Below are 16,373 nucleotides of genomic sequence, written 5' to 3'. Positions count from 1 at the left end.
TCCCGGCGATGGCACGGTGAGCCGATTCTTCCTGCGCTGCCGCGGCAGCGCAGGAAGAATCAAGACCGCCTCGAACACAAAATTACTGACACTCCCATAGCTGCTTGCAATCCATCAATCTGGATCTTCTGCTGCCCGATGCTGCGAATCTCAGATGACAGTGCATTGAACTTCGGCGCAGCCTCACCCGCATTGGCGGCCAAGGAGTCAACATCGGCAGCCAGCTTGGACAGCATGCCTCCGCCTTCGGTCTCGAAGGCAAGACGCAGCCGGATTTCGTCGTCAGAGAGAATGGCCATGGTTCGCTTTCTCGATCAGTTGGGGGACGGAGGCGCGGTCACCCTTCGCCACGCAGATCTGCTCAAACAGCAGTTCGGCGAACGCCTGGGTGTTGGTACGCAGGACGGTTCCCAGAGCGACCTTGAAGAGCGCGCCAGACTGTTCACACTCGCTCGCAAACACGGTCAGGCTGTGCCCGATCGTGGCTATCGCTTCCACTTCGTCGGCAGCCAGAGCCTGAGAGTCGATTTCGCCAGTCGCTTCCTCTCGCACATGGATGGTCACGGTCATGGCGATACCGTGCTGCGCCATCAACTCAGCGGAGATCATCGAGGCGGTATGGGGACTGGTTCTGAGCAGGTGAGAAAACTGCCGCGGGAGGGTGATCTGAAGGCGTCCAGGTTCGGAGGCGAAGTCGTCTGCCTGACGTATCAGCTCCGCGTGCAGCCCTTTGAGATCCAGCGAGAGAAGCAGGTGGCGGAGGTTCGGATTGGTTTTCATGGAGGGTCTCCTTAGCGGGGGGAGGTTGGGCCGGTTGTGGCTGTCTTAGGGGAGTTGCGGTGCCGGCCAGCGAAGTCGGCCATTGGGTAGGCGAATCGGCTTTGTGCCGAAGTAGCTGCCAGTTTTGTAAAGCGCCGACCGAACAGAGCCGGGCTTGATGCCGTAAAAGCCTGCAAATTCCTCTGTCGTGAGAAGGCTGGCCAGAGGCTTGGAGGTGTTGGGTGATTGCATCGCTACATCCTTCCGTACGCGCTGAAGGGCATAGATTCGCGTGCATTTAGTCTCATTTTCAGGAGGCCGGATGAGACAGCAACCAAACGCCGGGTGGGGGCGATGGCGCGCCAATCTGCGAAATAAGCAGGGCAGCAGCTGATCCCACTGTTCCCACTTAGTTAGTTGGTAGTGGGAACAACATAGACCCCTGCAAAGCCGCGCCAGCGCTGGCGCATCCGGCATTTGCTCCCACTGTTCCCGGTGTTCCCATGGTTTCAGTGCTCCCGGGGTGCATCTGCGTCGTTAGGGATGTTTGCAGACTCGAAAAGAGGCAGGCCTTCGGGGCCAGGCGCTGCAGGCTGGGCGTCATCGTCCTGGTCGGCTTCGTCTGTGTCGGTATGCCGCTTGCCCGTGCTAGCCAGCCATTCGAGGTACTCGATCTGACATTCAGAAATGCCGGTATCGCGCAGCGCCCGGATGATGTTTTCGCCGAAGGCGACGGCTTCCGCGTACTTCCGCTCCAACTGGGCCAGGCGAATCCGCAGCGCCTGGGCATCCTCGGTGGCCACCTTGAAAACCTTGGCGCGCAGTTGCGATGGCTTGGTGTTTCGAATCACGTCCCGCGCCGCGCGGGCGGGATCGAGGCTCCCGTCCGGATAGACCGTCTGAATCTTCCCCTTCCGCACCCATTGGCTGACGGTCTGGCGCGATACGCCGGCCAGGCGGGCGAAGTCGGCCTGACTGACGCGCACGCCTTGGGCCAAAGTCGAAGGGTCGAAGGGCAACGGCGCCGAGGTTGACGCCTCGGGCACGCCTGCGGCTCTTCCATCCTTTTTCGCTCTGCTTGTCATCGTGTCACCCGTGCTGTAAATATTTCACTTATTTTTCAAGGTCTTACCTACACAAAAGACGGGGCTCTCCGTACCCTGGGGGAGATGCCTGGGGAGGACCCGTGAAATCCCAGCCCAACAGAGTCGGATGCAAGGCCCATCCAGTGCAGGCGCGGCCTTCGTTGAGGGCGCATCGCCACAGCGGGTGGCCGTCCGAGTAGGCACGTGGCTGCCCAACGTCCTGAGTGCAGTACCCATCGGACAGGCCGGGCCGGCGCAGGTGGGCGCACGTCTTGCACGACGGTTCGAAGCCCTCTTTTCCTGGAGCGCGGTTGGCTTCATCACCTCCACCCCCCGGTTCATTGGTTGCGCGGGGCGTACCGGCATCGCACGCGTAAGGGCTTGGCCTTTCAAAAATCCCCGGAACAGTGGGAACGTGGGAACACGGTTCAATGATTTGTTTAAAATCAGTGGCTTGAATGGGGTTTTCTGTTCCCGCACCACCTGCCGTGTTCCCACTGCTCGCCTGGGAACACGGCTTTAAGCAGTCTCTTTCCATGGCATCGGAGAGCGCTGCTGCAACGAGATCCGACCAGTCAGCCTTCATCGCCGCACCATTCGAGGATCGAAGGCGAGATGCACACCATCCAGCTCGTGCCGCCTGCGCCGGGCTCTCGAACCTTGATCTGGTGTCGCACGCCTTGCCCGTCTTTGGATGAAACCAGCAGCCCGCGCTTGACCAGTTCACGCGTTACCTGAGCCGGGTCAAAGCCGCTGCAGAGCTCGCCCTTGAAGACGGTCGGATAGATCAGGTACTCGAAGACGTGATCCGGTTCGTTGAGGCTTGCCGTCTCTTTCGTTGGGCGTTTCCAGCCGGCCCGATTCATCGTCCGCGGGGCGTGGGTGTCGGAGATGCTGGGGCGTCGCCAATCCTCCAGGCGGGCGCCCGCGTGGGCCTGAATCCACGCCTGAACCTGTTCCACCATCTTGCGGGGCTCGCGGTTCTCTTCGCCGCCGAATGCGTGCAGCCAGTCCTTGAACATCCGGAAAGCAGCCTTGATCGCCTCGCCCTGCGGCCACCCGGTCAGCGCCCATTCCGTAGCCTTCTCGCCTGCGTAGGCCACGGCGGCAAAGCGCGTCGCCGCCCGGATCGCCTGCCCGCCGGCTTTGTCCGATAGGGCGCGGGCCTCGAAGGCACGGCGCAACTCCTCGAACTGCTGGGGCATGGCCTCGCGCTCGGCAATCACTCGCCGGATGAACTCGGGGTACGCCGTGCCGTAATGCTTGGCGGCATTGCGCTGCAGGGTTTCGGAGAAGCGGGCACCATCGGGCAGGCCGTGCAGCACATCCCAGCACCCGAAGCCGGCCCCGGCATCGGCGGGCAGCTCACAGAAGCGAACCTCCTGGCCAGCGTAGGCGCGCTCCTGGTTCTCCTCGAGGAACTGCGTGAGACCGATTTCTCCGTTCGACTGGAACAGCAGCGAGAAGGACGCGGTTTCACGCAGCCCGCCCGCAGCTTGCCCACGGCCTTTGCCTTGTCCGCTGGTGAGCATGTATGCCGCCTGGGCCACGTCCCGGGGGTTTCCCGCCTGCTTGAGCTCATCGAGCAGAAGCGGCGCGTCGCAGTGCCCGGCGGCCACGCCTTCAATCGCGGTGGCGGTGAGAAGCCAGGTGCGCCGGTAGCTCGCAGGACCGCACAGGCTTGCCGCCGAATAGAGCAAGGCGGACTTGCCGAGGCTCGAACCACCCGCCCAATGGAAGCCGCCCGAAACGTTCGGATGCAGCCAGCACAGGCCGCCCGCAAAGGCCGCCGAGAGAGCGAAGGTGAGCCGGCTGTTACCGACCGCCAGGGCGCCCACGTTGGCGCGCCAGTCGTCCAGGGTTCCGGACTGCTTGAACTGGGCGTGCCCCGTGCCGTTCGCCTGGTGCAGCCACAGTTCCGCCTCTGCCGGGGCGAGCGGGTCGGCATCGCCACCGAGGACGTAAGACCAGCGGCCGGCCGCGGTCACGTCCTCATGCCAGCCAATGCGACTCGTCACACGCGCGCGGGCATTGGGCCGGGATCTATTGATATGCATTTTCAATAGTCCGTTTTTGTTGTCGCCGATGAAGAGCCCCTGAGCCCGCAGCAGCTTCGCCAGGGCGGTGCCATCACCATCAAGCATCTCGTCAGGAAGCAGCACCCGGCGACGGCGGCCGTCGTGGTCATTGAAAACGGCAAGGCGGCACCATCCCTCACCCCGGGCATCGCGCACCATGTGGGTGATCTCCAGCGGCGCGCACACGAACTGTTCAACGGTCTCCCAGCCTTCGCCGCGGCGCTCCACCTTCAGGCGATACACCCCGCGGCCGTCGTTGCCTTCCCGAAGTTCGAACAGCTCGCCACCCTGTGCATGCGGCTGAGCGCCTTGGCCCTTGCCCTTGGCTTTCGAGCGGGAACGCTTTACGGGCTTCGCAGCTTCGTCCAAAGACGCAGCAGGGGCCGTTTTCGGGCAAGCGGCGGGCGTCTCGGCGTCGGGTGCGGTGGGCGTAGCGGAGGGCGCTTCATCGCCCTGCGGGGCCGCAAACGACGCGGTGGCGGCTTCGAGGATCGTTCGCACGGCATCGAGCCCGGCGAGCTGGTGCAGGTCATTGAAGTCGGTCGGGGCCTTGCGGGTGGCCTGGTAGTGCTCCCAGCGGCCGGCGGGGTCAGGCCACGCAGGCGAGGCCACCACGCCACCCACGGCCCGGGCGGCTTCCTGCGCCCGGAGCTGGCCCGCGTTGCGGCGTTTGTGGGGCTGGCCGCAGGCTGGGCAGGTATCGCCATCGGCCACCCTTACCGGCGCCTGGCAGGCGAAGCATTCGCCGAAAGCATCGTCATCGGCGCACAGGATGAAGCAGGCGGCAGGGTGCGCCTGGTGCAAGGCACGGGCAACGGCTTCAAGGCTGCCGGCGTCGAAGGCCACGGCGACGGGCCAGCCGGTGGCCAGGTGGATGCTCGCCGCGGTGGCATAGCCCTCAGCAACGCACAGGGGCAGGCCTTCGGCCGGTTCGCCGATCAAATGGGATTTCCCGACCTTCTCGCCGTGGGGCAGAAAGTCCTTGTCTCGCCCGTCCACCTTCTCGGGATAGATCGCCTGCAGGCTGTGCAGCGTGCCGGACGGGCTACGCATCGGTACCAAGAGCACGCCAGGAACGTGGGTTTCCTCCCAGCGGCCGGCGTGATCCTGAACCCACTTCGGCCAGGTTCCTGCTCGCAGACCGAAGGATTGCACGCCCTTGCGCTGCAGATAGAGGTGGTCGTCCGGAGCAGGCCGGGCGCCGCTCCAGATTGCATTGGCCTTGCGGCGCGCGAGATCCCGCTTTTTCTTCGCTTCCGCTTCCCGTTCGACACGATGGGCATCCATGCGGGCGCGGTGGGCGGCTTCCTCTTCGGGCGTGAGCTGCCGACGGATGTCTGCTTTCCATGCCTGCCAGCCTAGGCCGTCGCGGTGATTTTCAAATCCGCCGGCCGGAACGCCGTCAAGGTGCAGCAGCCATGCGCCGTCTTTCTTCACCGCGGGGCCGTCCTGCAGGGGGCAGCGGTGCAGCTTGCCGTCAGCGTCCAGGCGGTCTGGCAGGCGTAGACCACGTGCTTCGGCGGCGCTGCGGAACTGGGCGAGAATGTCGTATTCGTTCATTCCGCCCTCGGCAGTTCGACGGTGCCGGCAAAACCGGCGAAAACCTCGGGGAAGGCGGCGCGCAGCGCTTTCAATGCAGCAGATGCAAACAGGTCTTCAGTGATCGCGCCGGAAGATCCGAGCCGTATCGAAATACGTGCTTCGCACCCAGCCGCGGCGCAAGCAACGTCCGCCTCAAGGAATTGAGGGGCGTTCGGATCGTCGAAATGATCCCCATCACTCGTGCCCCAAGCCATGAACTCGAAGCCAAGCGAGGGCATCCGAAACCACCACCCACTGCGGCGGTCGTCAAACTCGACGGTAATGGCATGAGGCACGCCGTCAATCACCGCGTGAGTCATTGCCAGGCCTCACCCTTCAAGGCCTTGCGCAGCTCCCCGACATTCCAGGCTGTGACGGCTTCGGAGAGTTTGCGAGGGACGGGGAACGCACCTTTCTTAACCCGCCTCCAGATCGTGACCGGCGAACAGGCAAAGAGGCTTGCGACTACAGGGAGACGAACGAACGCCGAATCGGGTAGATCGTCGAAGTTGCGGAGAGCTGACGGGATCGGGGCTGCGGAGTCGGCTCTAGCGGTGCTCTTGAGGGCGTTGGATGTGTTCATGTCTATCGGCTCCTGGGTTGCAGCTTGTTGCGCGGTGAAGTTCCGCGATACGAAGCAGCGTAAGAAGCCGATAGACCCCCTGTAACGGGTCAAAGGGGTAAAAAGGAAGGGGTAAGTGGGGGGGGTGTTAAAGCGGTGAAACCCTCGTCAGCAAAGGCTTTCAAGGGCTTACCCCCTTATCTCTTTCTGTTGCCGCCGACCCTTGCCCATTCGGGCCTGATAAGTAGATCAATGGCGTTGGCCTTCACGTCGGAATCAACCTTGCTGCGGATCCAGGGGATGATCTCCTCGTCCTTCTTTGGAGGGCGGTTGCGGTCGACATTCGTCCAAAAGCGCGCTATCGCCTCAACCATCACCGCTAGCTCAGGCGGACTGTCGTAGCCCTCAATATTTACCAAAAACTTTGAGGGCGCTTCGCCAGAAGGGGCGCTCGGTGGCTTGGGCTTCAGTTCGTCCACGGCTTGAGCCAGTGCAGAAGGTACGCTCAGATGCGCACTTTGAGCCCAACTCAGTAGATTCGGCGGCGACATTTCCCGCTTTAGCTGCCCGACCTTGATTGCCCTATCAAGAAGATCAGTCAAATCATTGCGTTCATCCGGATAGTCGTAGATTGATGCATCCCCGTCAGGGTCACACCCTAGGAGAAGGGCGACCGCTTCGGTTTTTGTCCAGAAAGGTTTCCGCGCCCACTTAGCGTAGATCGACGGTTTTTTCTGTAAGCGTTCCTGCGCCTTCTTGCGGTCATTCACGGCTGTTGCCATCTCTAGCAATTCCGCGTAGGTCTTGGCGGCGAGCTCATCTCGGTACGCCCAGGCGTCAGGATCCGATTGCCGTGCCATCGCTTGCAGTTCTTGATCGGACTTGCCCGGGAATTGCCCCTTTAAGTCACCAAGGCGTGTTGCCTTGATCATGCCTGGTGATCTGTCCTCCAAGAGGATTTCAATACAAAAATTGCGTAGTTCATCCACGCTGTACATGTTCGCCCCTTCCAGCGCCTTCAAATGAAAGGTGCCGCGCCAGCCGGGTGAAGGTGCCCGGGATTCCCCCCGTCGAGGTAGGCGCGGCGTGCTGCTCGGTTGATCGTCAGTTCATGCGGCATGCCCGCGGATCGGCACGACCTTGCCCCCAAGGCGCGACCCACTCCCGCCCCGCTTCGCAGGCCAGCAGGAAGTCCGCCCACAATTCCAGGGCGGCGCGGCGTTCGGTCAGGTAGTCGTGCTGGTCATACACCGCTACCAGCCCGCCCAGGGCGTGATTCAGGCAGCGCTCGGCGATGAGCACCGGCACGCCCAGGGCCGCTAGGTGGCTGCGGGCGGTGCTGCGTAGATCGTGCGGGGTGAAGCGGCGTGTCTTGTCCTTCAGGCCGTCGCACAGCTTGTGCAGCATGGCGTTCATGGTGCGCTGCTCAAAGTGGCGTTCTTCGCCGCCACGCTTGCGGCGCTGCTGGCGGGCCGGCAGCACGTAGCGGGCGCCGCAGGCCACGGCCTGGAGCTGCTTCATCCATTCGACGGCGCAGGGCGGAAGCGGGATGGTGAAGCCCTTGCCGGACTTGCTGTTCTCGTCGGGGATGAACCACTCGGCCCGATCAAGGTTCACGTCCTTCCACTCGGCCCGGGTGAGTTCGCCGATGCGCGTGCAGGTGACCAGCAGCAGCTTTACCGCCAGGGCGTTTTCGGTGCCGATGGAGGGCAGGGCGGGCAGGATCGCCCGCAGCTCGGCCTCGGTGAGTTTGAGGCGCAGCCGGCGGGGCGCGGGCTTGCCGCAGATTGCCGACACCGAAATGGCGCTGCAGGGGTTGGCGGTGACGACGTGGCGGGCAACGCCGTGCTTGAAGATCTCGGAGACGGCGGTATAGACCATCTCGGCCACGTTGGCAGAGCGGGCGCCGACGCTATCGAGCAGGGCGACCACATCGGCGGTGGTGACCTCCCGTGCCGGGATGCCCCCCAGGCGGGCGGCAATCGTGCCTTCGATGTAGCGGCGGCGCTGCTTGATGGTGCTTTCGGACAGACGCGGGAAGGTCTTGTCCATGTAGTCGTCGGCCAGCTCGCGGAAGGATTTGGCCGCGGCACGGGCGATGCGGGTCTGTTGCTTCGCGCGGGCCACGTCGGTGCCCTGCTGGATCTTGGCGCGGGCTTCCATCGTCAGGCCGCGGGCAACCGCCAGGGAGATTTCGGGGTAGCGCCCCAGGGTGAGTTCGCGCCCCTTGCCGTCGAAGCGGTAACGGACGATCCACGACCCGGCCCGCTCGAGGGCCTGCTTGGCGGACATGGTGAAGTAGAGCCCGCCACCGTCCGACTTGACGACCGGCGCGCCTGCCTTGATCCACTTGCGAAGCTCGATGTCGGTGAGCTTGCCCACAACCACCCCCTAGGGAACGTCTAATCCTTAGCTACACATGTAGCTACACGGATTGTAGGCGATTGGGTGCTTTTGGGTGAAATCGCGTGAAACGGCGTTTTTTGAAAAGTGCTTGAATTCAAAGCATTCAGGCCACCGCATGGGGTGGCCTGAAACTTCATTTGAATTTGTGAATGGCTGCGTTGATTTCGCGGATGGCGCGTTCGATTTCGTCTTCGCTGAGGTCTTCCTGCTCGCGCTTGCCGCGGCCGAAGCCTTCCATCTGGGTGGTGTAGGCGTCGGCGGGCATGGTGCGGGTGGAGACGGTGTCGGGGATGTCTTCCTGGTGGTCGTCGTGCCAGGTCATGGCGATCAGGGTCATGTTGTCGCACTGGTGGCCGCCGAGGAGCTCGGCCTCGTTCATGACCTTGGGCACGCTTTCCATGACCCGGCCGTCAGCCAGGGACTTGACCAGGGTTTCGGGTTCGAGGGGGCCCCACACGCCGTCGGAACAGATGGCGATGACGTCGCCGTTGGCGAGCGATGCGCCGCGGGAGAACTCGATCTGAGGCGGATGGTTGCCGCCCAGGCAGCTGAAGATGCGGTTGCGGCCCGGGTGAACGGCGGCGGCCTCGGCGTCGAGCAGGCCCTGATCGAGCATCAGCTGGACGCGGGAATGGTCGCGGGTCTGGGCCACCAGCCGGCCCTTGCGGATCATGTAGAGGCGCGAATCGCCGGCGTGGGCCCAGTGGGCGACGCCTTCCTGGATCAGACAGGCGACGATGGTGGTGCGCGGGATGTCGGCCAGGTGCTTGTCGAAGGCGTAGTCGAGGATCGCGTGATGGGCGTTGCTGAGCACCCGCGACAGGAACAGCACCGGGTCGGTGACCTTGGGCCGCGCCTCCTGCTGGAAGGACTGGGCGATGAACTGCACGGAGATCTGGGCCGCGACCTCCCCGTAGAGGTGCCCGCCCATGCCGTCGGCGAGCACCATCAGCAGGGCGTCGCGGGTGTAGGAATACGCCACACGATCCTGGTTGGTGCGTCGTTTGCCGATCCGGCTCTCCTGGAAAATCGTGAATCTCATGTACGGCCTATCATTGTTTTTAGTCGGGAGCCGAGGCCTTCGAGCCAGGTCTTCTGCTGCGGAGGCGCTTCCCGGTGGCGTTGGGCGAGGACTTTCTGCAGGGCGAAGCAACTCTGCGGGCGCTTGAGCGGGTCGAGTTGCAGGCACCAGTCGATGGTCGCAAGGAAGTGGGGCGAATACTGCCCCGCCCAGGCCTTGGTGGCCGGGACGACGGTGTCGTGCTTGATGCGCTCGTCGGAGCGCTGGGGCGAGGTGCCGGCGAGACAGGCATACATCGACGCGCCCACGCTGTAGATGTCGCTCCATGGGCCGAGGGCTTCGCGGCTCGCAAACTGCTCGGGCGAGGCGAAGCCGGGGGTGTACATCGGCTTGAGGATCGGGGTGTCGGACATCAGCGTCTGGCGCGCGGCGCCGAAATCCAGCAGCACCGGCGTGCCGTCGGCGCGCAGGTAGATGTTGGAGGGCTTGATGTCGAGGTGCAGCAGCTTGTGGGCGTGGACTTCGCGCAGCCCGTTGAGCATGCGGGTGAACACCCCGCGGATGAAGCGTTCGCGGACGTTGCCCTTGTTCTTCTGGACGTAGTCGTGGAGGGTGCGGCCACGCTCGAACTGCATCACCATGTAAACCGTGCCGTTGGCGCGGAAGAAGTTGAGCACGCGCACCACGTTGGGGTGCACCAGCTTGGCGAGCGCCCGGCCTTCCTCGAAGAAGCACTTCATGCCGTAGCGGAAGGCGCCCTCGTGCGCTTCGGTGACGTGGGGCGTGACCTCGCCTTCGCTACGCAGGGCGAGGGAGTTCGGCAGGTATTCCTTGATGGCCACGGGCGAGCCATCCTGGTCGTACGCCAGGTAGACGATCGAGAATCCGCCCAGCGACAGTTGCCGCTCGACCCGGTAGTGGTCGAGGAGGAAACCTGGCGGGAGGGCGCAGTTCTGTTGAGTGGCCATCGGGCGGGGCGCTACACTTCGTCTTTTGGTGGCGTTCGGGTCTGCTAGTTTACTTCGACTGCCGCACTTTCTCGGGAAAAACAGGATGATCCACAGCATGACGGGCTTTGCCGTCCAGGTTCGCGACCTGGGCCGTGTTGCCCTGCACCTCGAATTGCGAAGCGTTAACTCCCGCTATCTCGATCTTGCGTTTCGCATCAATGACGACTTGCGTCAATCCGAGCCGCTGATCCGCGAGGCGATCACCTCCCGACTGCGCCGGGGCAAGGTCGAGTGCAGGTTCAACCTGCAGGCGAAGGATAGCGCACCTCGTGATCTCGCGATCAACGATGTGCTCTTCGGACAGCTCAAAACGGCCCAGGCCGCCATTCTTGCCGAGCTGCCCCAGGCCGCGCCCTTCTCGGTGGCCGAGATCCTCCGCTGGCCGGGCATGCTGGCCGATGACGGCGTCACCTTCGAGGCCCTGCAGCCCGAGATCGGCCCGCTGGTGAGTGCCGCGCTGGATGAACTCGTCGCCACCCGCCGTCGCGAGGGCGAGAAGCTCGCCGAGATGATCCGCGGCCGCATCGCCCACATGCGCGAGCTGGTCGCCAAGGTGGCGCCGCGCGTGCCGGCGCTGGTGGCCGAATACCAGGAAAAGCTCGCCACCCGCCTGCGCGATGCCGCCGCCACCCTCGACGACGACCGCATCCGCACCGAAGTGGGCCTGTTTGCCCAGCGGGTCGACGTGGCCGAGGAACTCTCCCGCCTGTCCACCCACCTGGACGAGGTCGAGCGCATCCTCAAGGCTGGCGGCGCTGCCGGCAAGCGGCTGGATTTCCTGATGCAGGAACTCAACCGCGAGGCCAACACCCTCGGCTCCAAGGCCATGGCCGCCGACATGACCGCCATCGCCGTCGAGCTCAAGCTGGCCATCGAGCAGATGCGCGAGCAAGTGCAGAACATCGAGTAAGGAGCGGCCATGCCCGGCACCCTGTTCATCGTCACCGCTCCCTCCGGCGCCGGCAAGACCACCCTGGTCAGCGGGCTGCTGGAGCGTGATCCGCTGGTCAAGCTGTCGATCTCCTACACCACCCGCGCGCCGCGGGCTGGCGAGGAGGACGGCCGCCACTACCATTTCGTGGACGTCTCCACCTTCCGCCAGCTGCGCGACAAGGGGGAATTTCTCGAATGGGCGGAGGTCCATAACAACTACTACGGAACCTCGAAGGGCTGGCTTGAAGCGCAGATCAGCGCCGGCAAGGACATCCTCCTCGAGATCGACTGGCAGGGCGCCCAACAGGTGCGCAAGGTCTTTCCGAAGGCGGTCGGGGTGTTCATCCTGCCGCCGTCGGTCGAAGAGCTCGAGCGCCGCCTGCGCGGCCGCGGCACCGACAGCGAGGACGTGATCGCCCGCCGGGTGCTCGCCGCCCGTGGCGAGATGCGCCATGTGGCAGAGTTCGACTACGTTATAATCAATGAAGACCTGCCCACAGCCATCGACGATCTCGTGGGCGTGGTAAGAGCATCGCGGCTGCGCTACGCCAACCAGGAGGCGCGCAAGCCGGAGTTTTTCCGTTATCTGGAACAGGATTGAGGCAAATATGGCCCGTGTAACCGTTGACGACTGTCTGAAGAGAATCCCCAACCGCTTCCAGCTCACCCTGGCTGCGACCTACCGTGCCCGTCAGCTGACGGCCGGCGCCACCCCGCAGGTGGACCTCGACCGCCACGACAAGGACAAGCCCACGGTGATCGCCCTGCGCGAAATCGCCGCCGGCAAGGTCGGCACCGAAGTCCTCAACCGCGGTCAGGCCTGAACGGCCTCCCGCCAGAGAGCAATGTCATGGAATCCGCCGCCCCGGTTCCCGTTAGCGGTGGCGGCGTTTTCCAGCCTCCAGCTTCCAGCGTCGTGCCCCTCGACTTCGGTCGGCTGCGGGCGCTCGTCTCCACCTATCTCCGCGCCGAAGACGTAGGCCGCATCGAGGCCGCGTATCACTTCTCCGCCGACGCCCACCAGGGGCAGATGCGGCAGAGCGGCGAACCCTACATCTCCCATCCGGTCGCTGTCGCCGAGATCCTCGCCGGCTGGCACCTGGACGCCCAGGCCCTGTGCGCCGCCCTCCTTCACGACGTGATGGAGGACACCCACATCACCAAGGCCGAGATCGCCGAGCGCTTCGGGCGCACCACGGCCGAGCTCGTCGATGGCGTGTCCAAGCTCGACAAGATCGAGTTCCAGTCGCAAGAAGAAGCCCAGGCCGAAAACTTCCGCAAGATGCTGATGGCGATGGCCAGCGACCTGCGGGTGATCCTCATCAAGCTGGCCGACCGTCTGCACAACATGCGGACCCTCGACCACATGCGGCCCGACAAGCGTCGCCGCATCGCCCGTGAGACCCAGGAAATCCACGCGCCCATCGCCAACCGGCTGGGCCTCAACAGCATCTACCGCGAGCTCCAGGAACTCGCCTTCAAGCACCGCCACCCGATGCGCTTCCGGGTGCTGTCGCGAGCCATCCTCTCCGCCCGGGGCAACCGCCGCGAGGTGGTCGGCAAGATCCTCGCCGCCATCGAAGAGCGCCTGCCCCAGTGGCACATCGAGGCCGAAGTGCGCGGCCGTGAGAAGCACCTCTACAGCATCTACCGCAAGATGGCCGAGAAGCGTCTCAGCTTCTCCCAGGTGCTTGATATCTATGGCTTCCGCGTCATCGTGCCGGATGTGCAAACCTGCTACCGGGCCCTCGGCGCGCTGCACGGCCTCTACAAGCCGGTGCCCGGCAAGTTCAAGGACTACATCGCCATCCCCAAGGCCAACGGCTATCAGTCGCTCCATACCACGCTGATCGGCCCCTTCGGCACGCCGGTCGAGGTGCAGATCCGCACGCCGGAGATGAACCATGTGGCCGAGAGCGGCGTGGCGTCCCACTGGCTCTACAAGGAAGACGAAAAAACCCTCACCGAGCTCCAGCACAAGACGCACTCCTGGCTGCAGTCGCTGCTCGAGCTGCAATCCACCTCGGGCGATTCCAGCGAGTTCCTCGAGCACGTCAAGGTCGATCTCTTCCCGGGCGAGGTGTACGCCTTCACCCCCAAGGGCAAGATCTTCGCCCTGCCGCGGGGTGCCACGGTGGTCGATTTTGCCTACGCGGTGCACACAGATGTGGGCAACCGCTGCGTCGCCGGGCGCATCAACAGCGAGCTGATGCCCCTGCGCACCGAGCTCCACAACGGCGACCAGATCGAGATCATCACCGCCGCCCACGCCAGCCCCAACCCGGCCTGGCTGAGCTACGTGCGCACCGGCAAGGCCCGCGCGCAGATCCGGCACTTCCTGAAAAACGCCCAGCAGGAAGAAGCCTCGACCCTCGGCGAGCGCCTGCTCAACCAGGCCCTGCGGCCCCACGGCCTCACCCTGGGCCAGGTCAGCACCTTTGCGTGGGATCGCTTCCTGCGCGAATTCACCCTCGCCACCCGCCGCGAACTGATGACCGATATCGGCCTCGGTCGACGCCTGCCGGCCATCGTGGCGCGGCGGCTGGCCGAGATCCAGGACGTCGAATCCGGCCGCGCCGACGTGGTCAAGCCGCGGCCCGCCGGGGCGATCCTGATCCGCGGCACCGAAGGCGTTGCGGTGCAGCTCGCCCGCTGCTGCCGGCCGATTCCGGGCGACCCGATCGTCGGCATCATCCGCAAGGGTCAGGGGCTGGAGGTGCACATGCACGACTGCCCCCAGGCCCGCAAGCTGCGCAGCGAGCGCGACCGCTGGATCGACGTGGAGTGGGAACCCTCCACCGACCGCCTGTTCGACGTCACCCTCAAGCTGCTCACCAAGAACGCCCGGGGCGTGCTCGCCAAGGTGGCCAACGCCATCGCCGAGCAGGACTGCAACATCCAGAACGTTTCCACCGATGGCGAGCAGGGCACCTATTCCTCGCTCTACATCACCGTCCAGGTCACCCACCGCCTGCATCTGGCCAAGGTCATCCGCGGCCTGCGCACCATTCCCGAAGTGGTGCGCATCGGGCGGATGCGGGGCGACCAGAAATGAACCGCCGGGGCCAGCGCGCCCCGACGCTGATAGAATCACGCCGCTAAAACGGGAGAACACTCAATGGCAATTTACGAATCCGAGCACACCAAGTTCATGCGCGAATGGATGAAGGCCCATCCGGAAGAGCGCGAAGAGCAGCAGAAGGGCCGCGCCCTGTGGTGGGACAAGCCGCAGGATCTGGAAACCCAGAGCGAATACGCCGCCGGCAAGGTCGCCCACAAGCCCTACCCCTACGCCACTGAATAAGCCCGCCGGCTGACGCTCCGCCGGGGGCTTCAGCCGCGGCTGCACGTTCAGCCTCCCGCCCCGCTGCGCGCGCCCGACGGCGTTGCACCGCGGGGCGGGATGTCTTTCCCAGGTGTGCCGCCAGTTGGCCGCACGCCGTCTTTTCGTTTTCCCGACGCTGCCGTGTTCGCCCCCAAGATCGCCTTCATCGACGTTGAAACCACTGGCGCCAATCCGGTGGTCGACCGGGTCACCGAGATCGCGATCCTGCGCATCGAGGACGGCGTGCTCGTCGAGCGCTGGTCGAGCCTGGTCAATCCGGGCATGGCGATTCCGCCGACCATCCAGGGCTTCACCGGCATCACCGACGCGATGGTCGCCGATGCGCCGCCCTTTGCCGATCTCGCCGACGGGGTGCGGGCGCTGCTCGCCGACTGCGTGTTCGTGGCCCACAACGCGCGCTTCGACTACGGCTTCATCAAGAACGAGTTCTCGCGCATCGGCGAGCGCTTCGACGCGCCGGTGCTGTGCACCGTCAAGCTGTCCCGCGCGCTCTACCCCCAGCACCACCGCCACGGGCTGGATGCGCTGATCGCCCGGCACAATCTCACGTGCTCGGCCCGCCACCGGGCGATGGGCGACACCGAGGCGCTGTTCCAGTTTGCCGGCATCGTCGCCGACGAATTTCCGCCGGAGATCCTCGGCATTGCCATCGCCAAGGCCATGAAGGCTCCGAGCCGGCCGGTGGGGCTGCCCGAAGGGGTGCTCGAAGGCGTGCCCGAGGGCCCGGGCGTGTATCTGTTCTACGGCGAGAACGAGCTGCCCATCTACATCGGCAAGAGCGTCAGCCTGCGCTCCCGGGTGATGAGCCACTTCTCGTCCGACCATTCCAGCACCAAAGAGGCCAAGCTGGCCCAGCAGGTGCGGCGCGTCGAATGGCTGCCCACCGCGGGCGAGCTGGGCGCGCTGCTGCTGGAGGCGCGCCTCGTCAAGGAACGCAAGCCCACCGAGAACCGCAAGCTGCGCGAGACCGAGGCCGTGTTCGGCCTGCGTTACGACCCGACGAAGAAGCGCGGCCCGGTGCTGGTGCGCGAAGCTCTCAACGGGGCCGACCCGGCCGGTTGGGACGCAGTGAATGGCGCCTTCCGCACCAAGAAGGAAGCCGACAACGCCCTGCGTGAGCTGGCCCTGCTCTACAAGCTGTGCCCGCGGCGCATCGGCACCGAGCCGTGGGGCGATGGCGCCTGCATGGCCCACCAGATGAAGCGCTGCGCCGGCGTGTGCTGCGGCAAGGAAGCCCACGCGGAGCACGACGAGCGCCTGCTCAAGGTGCTCGAAAGCCTGCGCATCCGCCGCTGGCCGTGGGACGGCCCGGTGGCGGTGCGCGAACACCACCCGGACACCGGCCGCAGCGCGGTGCACGTGGTGGATCGCTGGTGCCTGCTGGGCAGCGTCGAGGACGAGGGCGAACTGGGCTCGTTGCTCGAAGCCCTGCCGCCCCGGCGCTTCGACCTCGACACCTACCGCATCCTCCAGCGCTGGCTGGACACCCCCGCCGGCCGCAGCGCGGTCACGCCGCTGGGCTGATCCTCCCTCGTCGGCCCCGCATCGCTGCTCACGTGCCTCCGCGGGCCCGTCGCGGGTGTCGCCGTGGT

16 protein-coding genes are annotated in these 16,373 nt (G+C 64.9%); 6 read left to right on the top strand and 10 right to left on the bottom strand.

All coding sequences use genetic code 11. The features are described from left to right. Nucleotides 1–59: 59 nt before the first annotated feature. The 10 genes from QQK25_RS11850 to QQK25_RS11805 all read right to left on the bottom strand — a co-directional run bounded on the left by QQK25_RS11850 (nt 60) and on the right by QQK25_RS11805 (nt 10,460). The gene (locus tag QQK25_RS11850) at nt 60–299 is read right to left on the bottom strand and encodes a hypothetical protein (protein ID WP_284188121.1); all 240 of its coding nucleotides are present in this window, start codon (nt 297–299) and stop codon (nt 60–62) included. After that, the gene (locus QQK25_RS11845; protein WP_284188120.1) at nt 283–780 is read right to left on the bottom strand and encodes a hypothetical protein; all 498 of its coding nucleotides are present in this window, start codon (nt 778–780) and stop codon (nt 283–285) included. The genes QQK25_RS11850 and QQK25_RS11845 overlap by 17 nt, the downstream gene beginning before the upstream one ends. 488 nt (nt 781–1,268) lie before the next feature. Continuing rightward, nucleotides 1,269–1,805, bottom strand: coding sequence for a serpin family protein (locus tag QQK25_RS11840; RefSeq protein ID WP_284188119.1), 537 nt, complete (start codon nt 1,803–1,805; stop codon nt 1,269–1,271). Between the two features lie 614 nt (nt 1,806–2,419). Further along, entirely contained in the window at nt 2,420–5,482 is a 3,063-nt protein-coding gene (locus QQK25_RS11835) for a DUF927 domain-containing protein (RefSeq protein WP_284188118.1), read from the bottom strand. Continuing rightward, complete coding sequence (locus tag QQK25_RS11830; protein WP_284188117.1) at nt 5,479–5,823, bottom strand: hypothetical protein; 345 nt, start codon at nt 5,821–5,823, stop codon at nt 5,479–5,481. Before QQK25_RS11830 ends, QQK25_RS11835 begins: the two co-directional genes overlap by 4 nt. Next, nucleotides 5,820–6,086 carry a helix-turn-helix transcriptional regulator gene (locus QQK25_RS11825; RefSeq protein ID WP_284188116.1) on the bottom strand — a complete coding sequence of 89 codons (267 nt, stop codon included), beginning with the start codon at nt 6,084–6,086 and terminating at the stop codon, nt 5,820–5,822. Before QQK25_RS11825 ends, QQK25_RS11830 begins: the two co-directional genes overlap by 4 nt. Nucleotides 6,087–6,262: 176 nt before the next feature. Then, nucleotides 6,263–7,087, bottom strand: coding sequence for a hypothetical protein (locus tag QQK25_RS11820; RefSeq protein WP_284188115.1), 825 nt, complete (start codon nt 7,085–7,087; stop codon nt 6,263–6,265). Between the two features lie 82 nt (nt 7,088–7,169). Then, nucleotides 7,170–8,447 carry a tyrosine-type recombinase/integrase gene (locus QQK25_RS11815; protein WP_284188114.1) on the bottom strand — a complete coding sequence of 426 codons (1,278 nt, stop codon included), beginning with the start codon at nt 8,445–8,447 and terminating at the stop codon, nt 7,170–7,172. A gap of 157 nt (nt 8,448–8,604) precedes the next feature. Next, nucleotides 8,605–9,513: a PP2C family protein-serine/threonine phosphatase gene (locus QQK25_RS11810; RefSeq protein ID WP_153160746.1), complete on the bottom strand. Its 909-nt coding sequence runs from the start codon at nt 9,511–9,513 to the stop codon at nt 8,605–8,607. Further along, on the bottom strand, nt 9,510–10,460 hold the full coding sequence (locus tag QQK25_RS11805) for a serine/threonine protein kinase (protein ID WP_153160745.1): 951 nt from the start codon (nt 10,458–10,460) through the stop codon (nt 9,510–9,512). The genes QQK25_RS11810 and QQK25_RS11805 overlap by 4 nt, the downstream gene beginning before the upstream one ends. A gap of 85 nt (nt 10,461–10,545) precedes the next feature. On the opposite strand from QQK25_RS11805, the gene QQK25_RS11800 reads away from it, so the two are divergent. The 6 genes from QQK25_RS11800 (at nt 10,546) to QQK25_RS11775 (ending at nt 16,305) form a co-directional block, all read left to right on the top strand. Further along, on the top strand, nt 10,546–11,412 hold the full coding sequence (locus QQK25_RS11800) for a YicC/YloC family endoribonuclease (RefSeq protein WP_284188113.1): 867 nt from the start codon (nt 10,546–10,548) through the stop codon (nt 11,410–11,412). Between the two features lie 9 nt (nt 11,413–11,421). After that, nucleotides 11,422–12,036 carry a guanylate kinase gene (gene gmk / locus QQK25_RS11795; RefSeq protein ID WP_153160743.1) on the top strand — a complete coding sequence of 205 codons (615 nt, stop codon included), beginning with the start codon at nt 11,422–11,424 and terminating at the stop codon, nt 12,034–12,036. A gap of 7 nt (nt 12,037–12,043) precedes the next feature. Next, nucleotides 12,044–12,259, top strand: coding sequence for a DNA-directed RNA polymerase subunit omega (gene rpoZ, locus QQK25_RS11790; RefSeq protein WP_079434420.1), 216 nt, complete (start codon nt 12,044–12,046; stop codon nt 12,257–12,259). Nucleotides 12,260–12,285: 26 nt separating this feature from the next. Beyond that, nucleotides 12,286–14,490, top strand: a complete 2,205-nt coding sequence (locus QQK25_RS11785; protein ID WP_284188112.1) for a RelA/SpoT family protein — start codon at nt 12,286–12,288, stop codon at nt 14,488–14,490. A gap of 63 nt (nt 14,491–14,553) precedes the next feature. Continuing rightward, nucleotides 14,554–14,739, top strand: coding sequence for a DUF3460 family protein (locus QQK25_RS11780; protein ID WP_284188111.1), 186 nt, complete (start codon nt 14,554–14,556; stop codon nt 14,737–14,739). 162 nt (nt 14,740–14,901) lie between these two features. Further along, a complete protein-coding gene (locus QQK25_RS11775) occupies nt 14,902–16,305 on the top strand; it encodes a 3'-5' exonuclease family protein (protein ID WP_284188110.1) in 1,404 nt (467 codons plus the stop codon). Nucleotides 16,306–16,373 lie beyond the last annotated feature (68 nt).

The sequence above is a fragment of the Zoogloea oryzae genome (assembly GCF_030161255.1).
In the GTDB taxonomy this organism is placed as follows: Bacteria; Pseudomonadota; Gammaproteobacteria; order Burkholderiales; family Rhodocyclaceae; genus Zoogloea; species Zoogloea oryzae.
This window is presented reverse-complemented; position numbering and strand designations above follow the sequence as displayed.

Coding starts and splice junctions, on each gene's coding strand:
- QQK25_RS11830 (WP_284188117.1), bottom strand. CDS start 5,823: ATGACTCACGCGGTGATTGACGGCGTGCCTCATGCCATTACCGTCGAG.
- QQK25_RS11780 (WP_284188111.1), top strand. CDS start 14,554: ATGGCAATTTACGAATCCGAGCACACCAAGTTCATGCGCGAATGGATG.
- QQK25_RS11825 (WP_284188116.1), bottom strand. CDS start 6,086: ATGAACACATCCAACGCCCTCAAGAGCACCGCTAGAGCCGACTCCGCA.
- rpoZ (WP_079434420.1), top strand. CDS start 12,044: ATGGCCCGTGTAACCGTTGACGACTGTCTGAAGAGAATCCCCAACCGC.
- QQK25_RS11845 (WP_284188120.1), bottom strand. CDS start 780: ATGAAAACCAATCCGAACCTCCGCCACCTGCTTCTCTCGCTGGATCTC.
- QQK25_RS11850 (WP_284188121.1), bottom strand. CDS start 299: ATGGCCATTCTCTCTGACGACGAAATCCGGCTGCGTCTTGCCTTCGAG.
- QQK25_RS11810 (WP_153160746.1), bottom strand. CDS start 9,513: ATGAGATTCACGATTTTCCAGGAGAGCCGGATCGGCAAACGACGCACC.
- QQK25_RS11800 (WP_284188113.1), top strand. CDS start 10,546: ATGATCCACAGCATGACGGGCTTTGCCGTCCAGGTTCGCGACCTGGGC.
- QQK25_RS11785 (WP_284188112.1), top strand. CDS start 12,286: ATGGAATCCGCCGCCCCGGTTCCCGTTAGCGGTGGCGGCGTTTTCCAG.
- QQK25_RS11835 (WP_284188118.1), bottom strand. CDS start 5,482: ATGAACGAATACGACATTCTCGCCCAGTTCCGCAGCGCCGCCGAAGCA.
- QQK25_RS11805 (WP_153160745.1), bottom strand. CDS start 10,460: ATGGCCACTCAACAGAACTGCGCCCTCCCGCCAGGTTTCCTCCTCGAC.
- gmk (WP_153160743.1), top strand. CDS start 11,422: ATGCCCGGCACCCTGTTCATCGTCACCGCTCCCTCCGGCGCCGGCAAG.